Source organism: Bacteroides sp. OF04-15BH, assembly GCF_003477995.1.
Lineage (GTDB): Bacteria > Bacteroidota > Bacteroidia > Bacteroidales > Bacteroidaceae > Paraprevotella.
The window spans coordinates 25,484-38,745 of the sequence record NZ_QUEM01000002.1 but is presented as its reverse complement, the minus strand read 5'-3'; the positions used below and the strand labels follow the sequence as shown (position 1 = coordinate 38,745).

The 13,262-nt window shown below is 48.3% G+C and carries 15 protein-coding genes; 3 read left to right on the top strand and 12 right to left on the bottom strand.

What is annotated here, in order from left to right:
- Nucleotides 1-21 precede the first annotated feature (21 nt).
- On the bottom strand, nt 22-960 hold the full coding sequence (locus DXA74_RS01145; protein ID WP_118524999.1) for an alkaline phosphatase: 939 nt from the start codon (nt 958-960) through the stop codon (nt 22-24).
- 240 nt (nt 961-1,200) lie between these two features.
- Nucleotides 1,201-1,365: a DUF362 domain-containing protein gene (locus tag DXA74_RS01140; RefSeq protein WP_118525125.1), complete on the bottom strand. Its 165-nt coding sequence runs from the start codon at nt 1,363-1,365 to the stop codon at nt 1,201-1,203.
- A gap of 175 nt (nt 1,366-1,540) precedes the next feature.
- Here DXA74_RS01140 and DXA74_RS01135 point away from each other — a divergent pair, with 175 nt between their 5' ends.
- Nucleotides 1,541-2,245 carry a porin family protein gene (locus DXA74_RS01135; protein WP_118525124.1) on the top strand — a complete coding sequence of 235 codons (705 nt, stop codon included), beginning with the start codon at nt 1,541-1,543 and terminating at the stop codon, nt 2,243-2,245.
- A gap of 2 nt (nt 2,246-2,247) precedes the next feature.
- Here the strand turns inward: DXA74_RS01135 and DXA74_RS01130 are convergent, their stop codons facing one another.
- Nucleotides 2,248-3,123, bottom strand: a complete 876-nt coding sequence (locus tag DXA74_RS01130) for a bifunctional UDP-sugar hydrolase/5'-nucleotidase (protein WP_118524998.1) — start codon at nt 3,121-3,123, stop codon at nt 2,248-2,250.
- A complete protein-coding gene (locus DXA74_RS01125) occupies nt 3,107-3,880 on the bottom strand; it encodes a 5'-nucleotidase C-terminal domain-containing protein (protein WP_118524997.1) in 774 nt (257 codons plus the stop codon). The genes DXA74_RS01130 and DXA74_RS01125 overlap by 17 nt, the downstream gene beginning before the upstream one ends.
- A 207-nt stretch (nt 3,881-4,087) precedes the next feature.
- Here DXA74_RS01125 and rplS point away from each other — a divergent pair, with 207 nt between their 5' ends.
- A complete protein-coding gene (gene rplS / locus DXA74_RS01120; protein WP_118524996.1) occupies nt 4,088-4,459 on the top strand; it encodes a 50S ribosomal protein L19 in 372 nt (123 codons plus the stop codon).
- A 60-nt stretch (nt 4,460-4,519) separates the two neighbouring features.
- Here the strand turns inward: rplS and DXA74_RS01115 are convergent, their stop codons facing one another.
- From DXA74_RS01115 to DXA74_RS01105, 3 genes are all read right to left on the bottom strand, one after another.
- A complete protein-coding gene (locus DXA74_RS01115) occupies nt 4,520-5,554 on the bottom strand; it encodes a DUF5030 domain-containing protein (protein ID WP_118524995.1) in 1,035 nt (344 codons plus the stop codon).
- Nucleotides 5,555-5,614: 60 nt separating this feature from the next.
- Nucleotides 5,615-6,139, bottom strand: coding sequence for a hypothetical protein (locus tag DXA74_RS01110; RefSeq protein WP_147400992.1), 525 nt, complete (start codon nt 6,137-6,139; stop codon nt 5,615-5,617).
- 132 nt (nt 6,140-6,271) lie between these two features.
- On the bottom strand, nt 6,272-6,736 hold the full coding sequence (locus tag DXA74_RS01105) for an energy transducer TonB (RefSeq protein ID WP_118524993.1): 465 nt from the start codon (nt 6,734-6,736) through the stop codon (nt 6,272-6,274).
- 303 nt (nt 6,737-7,039) lie between these two features.
- Between DXA74_RS01105 and DXA74_RS01100 the strand changes: the two genes are divergently transcribed.
- Nucleotides 7,040-7,795, top strand: a complete 756-nt coding sequence (locus DXA74_RS01100) for a response regulator transcription factor (RefSeq protein WP_118524992.1) — start codon at nt 7,040-7,042, stop codon at nt 7,793-7,795.
- A gap of 104 nt (nt 7,796-7,899) precedes the next feature.
- Here the strand turns inward: DXA74_RS01100 and DXA74_RS01095 are convergent, their stop codons facing one another.
- The 5 genes from DXA74_RS01095 to DXA74_RS01075 are packed head-to-tail and all read right to left on the bottom strand — an operon-like array spanning nt 7,900 to nt 13,243.
- The gene (locus DXA74_RS01095) at nt 7,900-8,751 is read right to left on the bottom strand and encodes a S1 RNA-binding domain-containing protein (protein ID WP_118524991.1); all 852 of its coding nucleotides are present in this window, start codon (nt 8,749-8,751) and stop codon (nt 7,900-7,902) included.
- Nucleotides 8,748-9,692, bottom strand: coding sequence for a cysteine synthase A (gene cysK, locus DXA74_RS01090; protein ID WP_118524990.1), 945 nt, complete (start codon nt 9,690-9,692; stop codon nt 8,748-8,750). The genes DXA74_RS01095 and cysK overlap by 4 nt, the downstream gene beginning before the upstream one ends.
- An 11-nt stretch (nt 9,693-9,703) precedes the next feature.
- The gene (locus DXA74_RS01085; protein WP_118524989.1) at nt 9,704-10,375 is read right to left on the bottom strand and encodes an ABC transporter ATP-binding protein; all 672 of its coding nucleotides are present in this window, start codon (nt 10,373-10,375) and stop codon (nt 9,704-9,706) included.
- 23 nt (nt 10,376-10,398) lie between these two features.
- Nucleotides 10,399-11,112 (bottom strand): ThiF family adenylyltransferase, encoded by a 714-nt coding sequence (locus DXA74_RS01080; RefSeq protein ID WP_118524988.1) that lies wholly within the window; start codon nt 11,110-11,112, stop codon nt 10,399-10,401.
- A gap of 7 nt (nt 11,113-11,119) precedes the next feature.
- The gene (locus DXA74_RS01075; protein WP_199666051.1) at nt 11,120-13,243 is read right to left on the bottom strand and encodes a cation:proton antiporter; all 2,124 of its coding nucleotides are present in this window, start codon (nt 13,241-13,243) and stop codon (nt 11,120-11,122) included.
- Nucleotides 13,244-13,262 lie beyond the last annotated feature (19 nt).

The following is a 13,262-nucleotide window of genomic DNA, read 5'->3' as shown; positions in this document are numbered from 1 at the left end:
AAGATGATATAGAACGGTTGGTTAATCCTCAAAGGCAGACTTTATGGGGCGCGCCAGCCACACCTGAGGCGCCTCGAGCCCGAACAGCCAGGCCACCGTGCCGGCAATGTCGAAAACCATCGTAGATTCCGGAATGCGATAGCCGGCCTTCACTCCCTTGCCCGAGAAAACAATGGCCGTCTGCATCTCTTCCATGGTCTTCCCGCCGTGGCCCTTGCGTATGCCTCCATGATCGGCCGCCAGGATGAATACGGTTTCGTCCGTCATGCCCGCGTCGTCCACAGCCTGCACAATCCGGCCCAGGGCACGGTCCAGATGCGCCAGCATGGCAAAATATTCCGGTGACTCCCAGCCTATGCCGTGGCCCACCCCGTCGGGCTCGCCGAAGATCACCGAGCAGAACAGCGGTTTCTTCTCGCGGATATATGCCGTTACACCGGCCACGGCCTGCTCCGTGTTCCCGGCAGACAGGGCCAGAGGCTCCAGCCGGCTCACCGAAAGGGTATCCACCAGACGGCGCATGCCGCCCCACTCGTAGAAGAATCCCAGCTCGGCTTCGGGGCGCGCCTTGCGGAGCAGGTAATAGATGTCCGGAAACATTCCGTTGTCCGTGAGCACGCGCGGCGGCAGGTCGGGACGCGCGCTGCCCCACTCCGTATATCCGTGCAGCTCCGGACCGGCCCCCATGAACATGGACGCCCAGTTCACCGCACTCGAGGAGGGGAGCACGGAGCGGTTCTCCAGCGTGCCGGCACCCCGCTCCAGCAGCTTTTTAAATACGGGCATTTTAGCTTTGTCACTTTTCACGGCATGAGCACTCAGGCCGTCGAAGCCAACCAATACCACATGTTTCGGACCATTCTTGATTTTCTTTCCCATACTGTTGCGCCCGGTTGCACAACTCAACAGACTCAGGCTGAACAGACAGACCAGCCCTAAAAATAAAAAATGCTTATTCATAGTAAGTAAACAAAATAGATGATAAGCAAAAGTAGTTTATTTTAGAGAAAGTATCAAGAAATCGCGGTGGCAAGAATTCCGTAACCGCACAAAAAAGTCATCAGCACGTTTTTTCAAAATCATTTCGATGATTTTCCACAATCATCGAAATGATTTTTCGCCGGCATTCCGTGCCCGGCAAAAACAAAGAAAGGCCACTCCGAAGAGCAGCCTTTTAAATCCGTGATTCTGTATTGCTAATTACAGAGAAATTGCACCTGAAGGACAAACATCAGCGCAAGTACCGCACTCAGTGCAAGCGTCAGCGTTGATTGAATAGATATCACCCTCAGAAATTGCACCTACTGGACACTCGTCAATGCAAGTACCGCATGCAATACAATCATTACCAATTACGTAAGCCATTTTATCAATAATTTTAGTTATTAGTTCTTTTTGTTCGATGCAAAAGTACATCATTTTTTAGAAATTCCTAATCAATAACCATGATTTTTTCATCGGGTATAGTTAATATATATTAAAACAGAAATATTGTGATTTTCTCGTCGTTATTTTGTATGAAGAAAGATATTTTGGAATGATGAAGAAAATCCTATTGACTTTTTGTCTGCTGCTGGCAGCTCTTTGCAGCCAGGCCCAGACCCGCAAGATACAGAACCGTCCCTATCTGGACCAGCGCCGCTTTCACTACGGATTTCTGCTGGGCTTTCATCTTCAGGACATGGAGCTGAAGAATACCGGTGCCATTGACGAGAGCAGCGGCGAACAGTGGTATGCCGATGTGGATACCTACAGTCCGGGCTTCAGTGTCGGTGTGCTCGGCGAAGTGCGCCTCAACACCTATCTGGCCCTGCGCACCACGCCTACCCTGCATTTCGGCCAGAAAACCGTGCGCTTTCACGAACAGATTTCAGGACGCGACTCCAGCCAGAACCTCAAATCCATCTATATCTCCGTTCCGATTGACGTGAAGTTCACTCCGCCGCGTTTCAACAACTACCGCCCTTACTTTCTGGCCGGTATCAGTCCCACGGTTGACCTGACGGTGAAGAAAAACCGTGCCCTGCTGGTCAAGCCTTTCGACTGTTATGTGGAACTGGGTATGGGTTGCGACTTTTATCTGCCCTTCTTCAAGCTGATTCCGGAACTGAAATTCTGCTTCGGTTTGGCAGATATCCTGCAAAAAAAACGCAACGACCTGACGGACAAGTCGTTGCTGAAATATACTTCCGGTCTGGAAAGCGCCTCATCGAAGATGATCGTCCTGACCCTCTATTTTGAATAATCTTATTTCCGGACGGGCTGCATCTCTACCTCCAGACTGCCTACAAAGCGGCCGCTCTTGCCCATCTGGTTGCAGATGACAGGCTGTCCGTCGGCATTGGGCACCTGCAACGGTGTGGTAAAATAGGTGTGCGAATGTCCGCCCAGCACCATATCGATATAGCGGGTGTTGTTGATCAACACTTCATCATTCATATTGCCGATGGCCCAACCCAGATGCGACAGGCAGATCACCAAGTCGCAGCGCTCCTGCAACTTCAGATGGGAAGCCACCTCGTTGGCCACCTTCACGGGGTCCTGATACACCACATCGCCGTATGAACTTTTGGCCACCAGACCTTCCAGTTGCGGACTGATGCCGAAAACACCGATCTTCATGCCCTTGCGGTGCAGAATCGTATAGGGCTTGACCACATCCTTCAGAATGGTCTTGCTGAAATCGTAATTGGCACACACTATCGGGAACTGAGCCATCTCAAAGATGCGCTTCATATTCTCCAGTCCGAAATCAAACTCATGGTTGCCGATCGTAGCAGCATCATAGTGCATGCGGTTCATCAAACCAACCTCCACCTCTCCGTGAAACAGGTTATAATAAGCCGATCCCTGAGAAAAATCTCCGGAATCAAACAGCAGCAGGTCCGCATCCTTACGGCGCATCTGCTCCACAAAAGCCTCGCGGCGTAAGTAACCGCCCTTGTCGGCCAAAGCCGTATCGGCAAAATTCTTATTGATCGGCATCACACAGCTGTGCGTGTCGTTGGTGTGCAACACGTTCAGGGTGATTACCGTGTCCTGTGGTCCCTGTGCACCGGCCTGCTGCACCAGCGCCAGACAGAACAAAACAAGCCAAAGAGAAATATTAGTTCTTATTTTCATATCCTTCCACCGTTATACGGCCCTCAATTTTAGCATCTACTTTCAGACCTTTGCGGGCCTGTTCCTTAATATACGACATCAACACCTCACGAACGGGCAATGTAGTGGTTTCCACACAACTGGCCTTCTTGAAGGCATACAGTTTGTCATTGCCCTCCGACAGATAATCCAGTGTGGCAATACGGTAATCGCGCTTCGGCTCCACCGGTTTTCCGGCCACTGTGGCCTGAAGCAGCTTGCCTTCGCTGCTGATTTTCAGTTTTATTCCGCTGACTCCCTCACCTTTTACGGCAGCAATCTGGCTGAAAAGTTCCAGCAGATGTTCGCCCGAGAGCGTCACCACGCAATACATGTTCTCAAAAGGAGCGATCTCCAGAATGTCGCCCACTGTTACCGGTCCCTGTGGCAAAGCACTGCGGATGCCCCCGATGTTGCACACAGCCAGGTCCACCGGTTTGCCGGTTACATTGACCGCCTCCACCCGGAGAATATCGGCAATCAGGTTCGACAACGGGCTTTCCGGACGGAAGGAACGCATATAGGAAGCACTCTCGCCCAGCACCGGGCACATCATGGAATCGACCTTCTGTTTATACGGAGCCAGAAAATCCCGGGCTCCCTGCGGGATAGATGCGTCGAGCGCCGAAGTAATTTCATAACGCCCTCCGCGAATGCTTTTTACCTCAAAGTTTTGTGCCGAAACCCACAACGGAGCGGAACACAAAGCCAGTAAAAGAAATGTCCTTAGTTGGTTCATAAAACAAAATCTGTTTGCGGTTATCCCTGCAAAAGTACAAATTTACGGCGAAGTAAACTCCTCCGGACAAAAAAAGAGCACAAATTATTGCATATGTTACAGAATATTAGTTACTTTGCAACCGCTTTCCGTGCAATCGCTGGCAGGATGTAGAGTTCCCTGTTATGTTGCACCGGGACGACAAACAATTTAATTAATAAAAGAAAAATGGCAGATTTAATTAAAATTGCAGAAGAAGCATTTGCTACAGGCAAAGAGTTCCCAAAATTCAAGGCTGGTGATACTATCACTGTAGCATACAAGATCGTCGAGGGTAACAAAGAGCGTATCCAGTTGTATCGCGGTGTTGTTATCAAGATTGCTGGTCATCAGAACAAGAAGCGCTTCACAGTGCGCAAGATGTCAGGAACTGTTGGTGTAGAGCGTATCTTCCCAATCGAAAGCCCGAACATCGACAGCATCACTGTAAACAAGGTAGGTAAGGTACGTCGCGCTAAGTTGTACTACCTGCGTAACCTGACCGGTAAGAAGGCTCGTATCGCTGAAAAGCGTACTATCGCTGCTGCAAGCGCAGAGTAAACTGCAAAAAACGAAACAACATAAAAGGGACATTCCAATCGGAATGTCCCTTTTATGATATTATCGTTTGCCCTTTGGCAGGGTTATCAGATCCCGGAACAGCCATCCGCGCTTGTCATACTGGGCCTGAATATAACGTCCGGGCAGAATGCGCCCGTCAGAAGTATACAGGCCATGGAAAATTCCATGACGAAGACGCCGAACAAAACCGCGCAAGCGTTTAAAAGCCCACTGGGTAGCTTCATCGGGAGTCTTGGGAGCCAGCAACTGGGCATCCTGTTTGCCTTTCGAGTCTATGGTAAGTAACCAGGTGAACTCGATCGGCTCCTCACTGGTAGCAGGAGGAATCTCTCTGCTGGCATCCAATGAGAACAGATACATGCCCTTGGTTATTCTGTCAGCCCAGCTACCGTCTAGTCCCAATACCCGGGAAGAATAATAATCCGGAGCACCTTCCATATAAGTACTATACACCAGACGTCCTTCATCATAATAGAAGAACCACGGAGTACCGGAAACGACAAAACCCATATAATATGCCGGATCATCCAAAAGTATCAAAGACCCGTCAAACCATTTCGGAGCCACAGCGGCAAAGGAGGCAGACTTGTCTTTATTTTTAACGTCGGTCTTCAAGGGATATTTTTTGACCAAACGGTCAAAAGCCGCCACAGCAGACTTATCTCCCTGAATGCCCCGCAACTTTAAAGGTGGAAATATCCAGACACCCCTACCGGAACGGGCCTCCTTGACCGGAGCGTCGGCCAAAGGAGAACGCACCATAAGCATATTCCAGATACCTCCTACAGAATCCTTTCCAGCATAGACATTGGCCGGAGGAACCGCATTCACATAACGGTCGTAATATTCACGCATCTCATCCCATGAAACCGTGTCTATCTGAAAAAGGCGTTTGATACCATCCGTATCATGCTTGTATTTATAGCTATAACGTGTCAGATACTCATAATCGGACTGATAGTCCGGAAATCCCTCACTTCCTAACGGACTGTCAACGTATCTCTGTGCAAAGAGAGATACTGCAGGAATCAACAGAAGGCTGGTTCCCAACAAAGTTTTCAAATAATTTTTCATAAGCCTTCCTCTTTTAATGATTAGAATTCTATACTACACGCATATCCAATACCGAACGGACTACAGAACACGCTTTAATTTCTTTACCTCTGAAAAAGAACTGCGGACAAAGCGTTTTTTGGAATCCTTTGCCGGATCAATCAGATACAGCGCCGAGCCTTCTTTCAACAGTTGGAATTTCTTGTTCTCCAAAAATTTAGTGAAATGATAGGAGTTGGTAGAAACAGGGATACCCTTGACAAAATCACCGGAAAGGCAGGTGACCGGTACCGGCTTTTCAAAAACCTTTTTTCCTTTTATTGAAAGAGTAAAAGACAGCGTATCCCCTTTCTGAACAAGATCTTCACCATTCAAGACAAAGAACCCCGGCAAATATCCCTCACGAGCCTCATCAAATTCATCCGTTGTTCCCCAGAAAACAAGATCGACAGCCTTTTGGTGATAGCGCAAAGCAATGATCTCATCTTCTGCCGGTTGCCGTACCGGCTCTTCATAAGCATAATGATAATAAACAATGGAATCGGGCTCAGAGGCCAAACAAACGCTTCCAAGAAGCATACTCAACATAAAGAAGTATTTTCTCATATTCTTTCTGTTTTTTAAGGACTTACAATGTCCTGTTTTTTAAACTCATATTTCCCGAAAAACAATACTCCCTCTTTGCTGATCGGCATGCATGCGGAAAGATACATCCGATAGCAGCAAACCCACAATCTGCTACTCATTCAGCTTGAAAGTCACCGGAAGAAAGAATTTCACGTTAACCGGTTTTCCGTCCTTCTGTCCGGGCACCCATCTGGGCATACGCTCAAGAACACGCACCGCCTCGGCATCCAGCAACGGATGAGCACTTTTGATGACTTCCACATCTTTAATACGTCCTTTCTTGGTGATCGTGAATTGCAATACAACTTTTCCTTCGATCTTTTCTGTTACAGCCTGTGCCGGATAAACGATGTTTTTAGACAAATAATTCACTACAGCAGGAGTTCCACCCGGGAAATAAGGCTGGATCAAATCTTTATCTTCTGCGCTTACACCGGTTACCACTTCTGTTGCAACAGTAACAGACTGGGCAGCCTCAACATCAGAATAGGGAAATGATATAAAAGAAAATAATGCCAAGGACCATAAGTATGATTTTCTCATACCACCCCAGCAATCGTTCTGCATCTTTTTCATGGTTCAAATAAATTAAGTAACTCTATAAAATTAGAGTCTAAAATAAGGTTTTAACTCTATTGTTCGTTCAAAAATAGAAATTCATTTTCTATCAAAAAAAAATTCATAGGACTTTTTTCACAAAAGTATACTTAAGTATACCTTAAAGGTATATATTATAAATTATCAAAACATCAGATGTATAAATCTTTATACCAGCATAAATAAAAAATAATATATTATTTAATACATTTATAAATAATATATATATTTGCATATCATCAGGCATTATATAGAAAATAAAAGAATAAAAACAATAAATATATGCCTCAACATATATATAACATATTCAATTATTGGAAGCAGATAAATGAAACATCTTCTAATCTGCAAGCACAAATCCCCCAAATGGTTCATTTCATCAAAAGAATTCTCATTGATGAATACCAGAGTTTCTATATCATTGATGCATTAAACAAGAAGTTTGTCTATGTTCATGAAAATGCATTATTTCTATGCGGACTTACTTCTCGTGCGTTCATGAATATGGGATATGATTTCTATACCCAATATGTACATCCTGAAGATATCCCGATTCTATTGGAAGTCAATAAAATCGGATTATCCGGTTATCAAAAACTTTCAAAAGAAGATCAGGAAAAAGATATTTACATTTCCTACGATTTCAGAATAAAAAACGGAAAAATCTACCTACCCATTCACCATACCCTGATTCCTTTGGTTAAAAATAACAAACAACAGATTACACTGGCACTCTGCAAAGTATCACTTACAGATCAAAAAAACAGCAGTCTGATTACCGCCCGACTCGAGAATAAAACAGTTTTATGGAATAAAGAAAAGGAAGATTGGGAAGAATATTTCCAAATTCAGTTAAGTAATAAGGATAAAGAAATCATTTGCCTATCCAGCCAGGGATATACAGAAAAAGAACTGGCCCACCAATTGCAACTCTCGGAAAGCAGTATAAAAAAGAGAAAGAAAATCTTGTTCCAAAAACTGAATGTCACTAATATGTCGGAAGCCATTGTAGCATGCTGCACCAGAAAGTTACTTTGACCGAAATAACAACAGCGATAAAACAAGAACGCTCTTTTTCTGCGTCTTCTTTATCGCTGTTGTTCTGAAATCGGAAACCACGGTTCAGAATTTCCGATAATTTCTTATAAATCTGTAGCCTCGTCAGTAAGGTGCAGGCCCTCCGGAGTAATCTCTATCAGGCGGCGCTTATACAAATCGCCAACGGCTTTCTTGAACACTTTCTTGCTCACCCCGAACACGGAATAAATCTCCTCGGCCGGACTCTTGTCACCTAGCACCGTGCTGCCACCGTTCAGCTGTAGATGATGAAGCAATACCTCCGAAAAATCGTCCACAGCATGCATTCCCTGACGCTGCAGGGTCACGTCGATTTTTCCATCCGGGCGCACGCGCTTGATGTATCCGCGCAGACGGTCACCGGTATGCAAGGGGCGGAAAAGCTCGTTTTCATAAAGCAGACCGCTGAACTGATTGTCTACAATGACCTTAAATCCCAGATCGGTCTTCTGCCATACCAGTACATCCACTTCTGCTCCCGGCTTATAAGGTGGCATTTCCTTGGAGAGATAGCGCTCCACCTTGGCCGAAGCCATAATGCGATAGCTGTCTTCGTCCACATGAAGGTGCACGATATAGCTCTGTCCCTTCTGCATCTTCATTTTCTGTTCACGGAAAGGAACAAACAGGTCTTTCAGCAGTCCCCAGTCAAGAAAAGCTCCGAAGTTATTCACCCAGGCCACCTGAAGATAAGCAAAATCGCCCACCATCGCCTTAGGGGTTTCTGTAGTGGCAATCAGGCGCTCCTCACTGTCAAGATAGAGGAACACGTCCAGTTCATCGCCAATCTTGCATCCTTGCGGAGCGAGCTTGAGCGGAAGCAGAATCTCACCTTCCACTCCTCCATCGAGATAAAAGCCGAAATCTACCTTCTTGACGACCTTCAAATGGTTTATTTTACCTAATTCTATTTTCATAAAGGATAATTTTCAAAATCAAATTCATAAGTGGAGAGATAGCGTTCTCCGGTATCGGGCAGAACAACCACGATGCGCTTTCCGGCATAAGCCGGGTCCTGCGCCAGCATGCGGGCAGCATAAACGGCCGTGCCGGAAGTGATACCGGCCAGAATTCCTTCGTCGGCAGCCAGTTCGCGAGCGGTACGGATGGAATCATCGTCGGTCACCGTCAGCACACGGTCCACGACTGATGCGTCATAATTCTCGGGAATAAAGTTGGCACCGATACCTTGCAACTTGTGCGGTCCGGCCTTGCCTTCGGTAATCAACGGGGATGCCGCCGGTTCTACGGCCACAATCTCAATCTGCGGATTCAAGGCTTTCAGGCCACGTCCCAGACCGGTAATGGTTCCGCCCGTACCGACTCCGGCAATAACGACATCCACCTGTCCGTCGGTGTCTTCCCAAATCTCGCGGGCCGTGGTCTCCTGATGTGCCAGCGGATTGGCCGGATTCTCGAATTGGGCCAGGATAACGGCGTTCTCAGTGGTCTGCTGCAACTCACGGGCCATACGTACCGAACCGGCCATACCTTCGGCTGCCGGCGACAAGACCACACGGGCATTCAAGGCACGGGCCAGGTTACGGCGCTCCAGACTCATGGTTTCGGGCATGACCAGCACCATCTGGTAACCTTTCACCGCTGCTACCATCGCCAGACCTACACCCATATTTCCGCTGGTAGGCTCTATGATGGTGGCTCCGGGACGCAGAATGCCTTTACGCTCGGCATCCTCAATCATATACAGTGCGGGACGGTCCTTGGCACTGCCCGCCGGGTTGAAACTCTCCAGTTTGGCAATCAGATCAATGCCCAGACCGTATTTCCGGGAATAGGCATTCAGGCGCAACAGCGGCGTACGTCCGATCAACTGGGTTAAACTTTCTGCGATTTTCATATCTGTACGCTTTATTCCTTGATGGTATCTTCCGTATAAATCAATCCGTCGCGCATGTGAATCGTGCGGTCGGTAATGCGTGCCAATTCTTCGTCGTGCGTCACGATGACAAACGTCTGTCCGTACTGGTCGCGCAGGTCGAAGAAGAGTTGGTGCAGTTCGGTCTTGTTCTTGGTGTCCAGACTTCCCGAAGGTTCGTCGGCCAGGATCACGGCCGGATTGTTGATCAGAGCGCGGGCTACGGCTACACGCTGCTTCTCACCTCCCGAAAGCTCATTGGGCTTATGCTCGGCGCGCTCCCGTATTTTCATAAAATCGAGCAGTTCCAGAGCACGCTGGCGCACCTCCTTTTCTCCTTTTCCGGCAATGAAAGCCGGCAACATAATGTTTTCCAAAGCTGTAAACTCGGGCAACAGCTGATGGAACTGAAAGATAAAACCAATCTGCGTGTTACGGAACTCAGCCAGTTTGTTCCGCTTCAGAGCAGCCACGTCAACCCCGTTAATCAGAACCTGTCCGGCATCGGGCTTGTCCAAAGTACCCATAATCTGAAGCAGTGTTGTCTTTCCGGCTCCGCTGGGACCGACAATGCTGACTACTTCGCGCGGAGCGATATGCAGGTCGATTCCCTTTAATACTTGCAATGCACCAAAACTCTTGGTCACACCTTTTATATCTATCATGATTCTTTCTCCTTTCGTTTATATCATAATCGGGTAAGCACATACTGTGCCAGATAGCATCCGAACACGGCCGGCATATAACTGATGGTTCCGGTGGTGGACTTCTTGTTGCGTTCATTCACGCACAACACGGCATTCGGATCGGCCTGTTCGCTGGAGAACACCACGGGCACCTTACGCCGCACTCCCTCTTTCTTAAGACGGGTGCGCACAGCCTTGCTCAGCCCGCAATGGTAAGTTTCCCAAAGATCGGCAAACTGCACCTTGGTAATGTCGGTCTTGGCACCGGCTCCCATACTGCACACAATGGGGATTTTCCGCTTCAGCGCTTCTATAATCAGGGCACACTTGGGTGCGATGGTATCAATGGCATCGACAATAAAATCGTATTTCTGAGCATCGAGAAGCTCCGGTACGCGTTCCGCCTCCAGATATTCCGGAAGGACGGTCAAATCAATGTCGGGATTGATTTCCCGGAAACGCTCGGAAAGGATTTCCACTTTCCGGCGGCCGACCGTGGAGTGCAGGGCACACAACTGGCGATTTATGTTACTGGGCTGCACACTGTCGGCATCGACCAAAGTGAGATACCCCACTCCGCCACGTACCAACAACTCGGCGGCATAGCCTCCGACTCCGCCTACACCCACAACCAAAACCCGGGCCTGACGGTATCGCTCCATCTGTTCGGGGCCTACTAACTGACAGGTTCTCTCCTGCCATTCTGCTGTTATCATATTGTTTTTATTCCTTTAATTTACGCCACGGGCCAAACCACTCGTTGCCGGATTCGTAACGGTCGCGCGCGGTGCGTGGCTGCATGATGCTCATGGCCGGCATGGCTCCGGTAGAATAAGTATCCGGAAAGACCAGCAACAAGCTATTCTTCATATAATATTTCTTGATCTGATGCGGGATATGCTCAAACGACGGACGGAAAGAGATGGAACCGCGGCGGGCACATACCACCACCAGCAAATGATCTTCACGTATGATCTGTGACAGACGTTTCAGTTCGTTACCGCCATCGGTTTCATGATATTCGGCACGGATGGCAGGATGCTTCTTCAGCAAATATTTCCGGATGTGTTTCAGCGTTTTGGGATGACCGTGGTAATCGATACGGCACCCCAGTCCCTCGGCCAGACGACCGATACGCTCAACCCAATGCAGGAAGCCGGCTTCGAACTCCGCTTTCTCAGGAATGGCCACATGAATGCGCCGGATGGTGTTGATCGGCATCGTGCTGCGCACCATCATAATCTGGCGGTTCAGTCCGCTCAACAGTCCGAGCAATACCGGACCGAAGAACGATTCCGTCGGCGAAGACTGTACGTGCAAGCCCACCACCACCTCGGAATAGTCATTCTCTCGCATGGCATGAATGATTCCGTTGGCCAGGTTTGTTGCCAGACGCACTTTCGTCTGCATCTGCACATTGGCAGCCGAAGCCACATGAGTAGCCTGCTCCAGAAGTTTCTGTCCGCGCTCGCGGGCAGCATCATCGTCATCAAGCACCACATTCAAGGCCACCATCGGAAATTCGCAATGCTCCTGTCGCATCATCAGAGCCAGGTTCACAATCGGATCCACCGTCTCTGGATAAGCCAATGCAATGAGCACCTTTTCATCTTCCAAAGGCTGGTCTTCAATGGTCTTTTCAGTCTGTAAGGTGATTTTGCGCGCCGCATTTTCCGTAATGAATGAGCTGACGATACAGGTTACGAGAATCAGAATCACGGTACCATTAAGCACATCTTCGCCCAGCAAGCGGCTGCCGTCGGGCATGATGATGTTATAACCAACCAGCACTGCGGCCAGTGTGGCTGCGGCCTGCGCATTGCTCAGACCGAACATCAGGTCGCGTTCCAGATTGCTCATCTTATAAATTTTCTGGGTAACGAACGAAGCAATCCATTTTCCCAGCAAGGCAATGACAATCATCACGGTGGCCACCCGCAAGGCGTCTCCCTCGCCAAAAAGAATCCGCACGTCGATAATCATACCAACACTAATCAGGAAATACGGAATGAACAGCGCATTACCTACAAACTCCAGATGATTCATCAAAGGAGAAGACCGGGGAATCAGGCGGTTCAGCACAATACCGGCCAGGAAAGCGCCCAAGATTCCTTCCATACCGGCCAGTTCCATCAAGCCGGCTCCCAGGAAGACCATGGCCAACACAAAGATGTACTGCACCACTCCGTCGTTATATTTCTTGAAGAACCAGCGGCCGATGCGCGGAAAAGCATAAATCATAAAGCCACCCACGGCCAGAACCTTGACAAACATCAAAGGCCAGAACCAGTCGCTGGCAGACTCTTTGAACATTCCGGCAATCACGGCCAGCACCAGCAACGTAAGGGTATCCGTAACAATGGTTCCGCCCACGGCGATACTCACACTCCGATGCCGGGAGATGCCGTAACGGATAACAATCGGATAGGCAATCAGCGTGTGCGAGGCATACATACTGGCCAGCAATACAGAAGTGATGAGGTTATACTCCAGAATCCACACATTGGATATGATACCCAACCCCAAAGGAAAGAGAAAAGCCAGGATGCCCAATACAAAAGCTTTATTGCCGATGCGTTTCATATCCTGCAGGTCCATTTCCAGACTGGCCAGGAACATGATGTAATACAAACCGACTTTTCCGAAGAGCTCAAAGCTGCTGTCTTTGTCCAATATATGCAATCCGTGAGGCCCGATCAGCACACCCGCAATGATCATGCCGATGATATGCGGTATCTTTAATCGTCCGAGCAACACCGGGGCAAACAATATAATGCATAACACGATGAAAAAGATCCACGTAGGGTCTGTTATCGGTAAATAGGCAGATAGTACGGGTATTTCCATATTCGGTACAAGTTTTAAT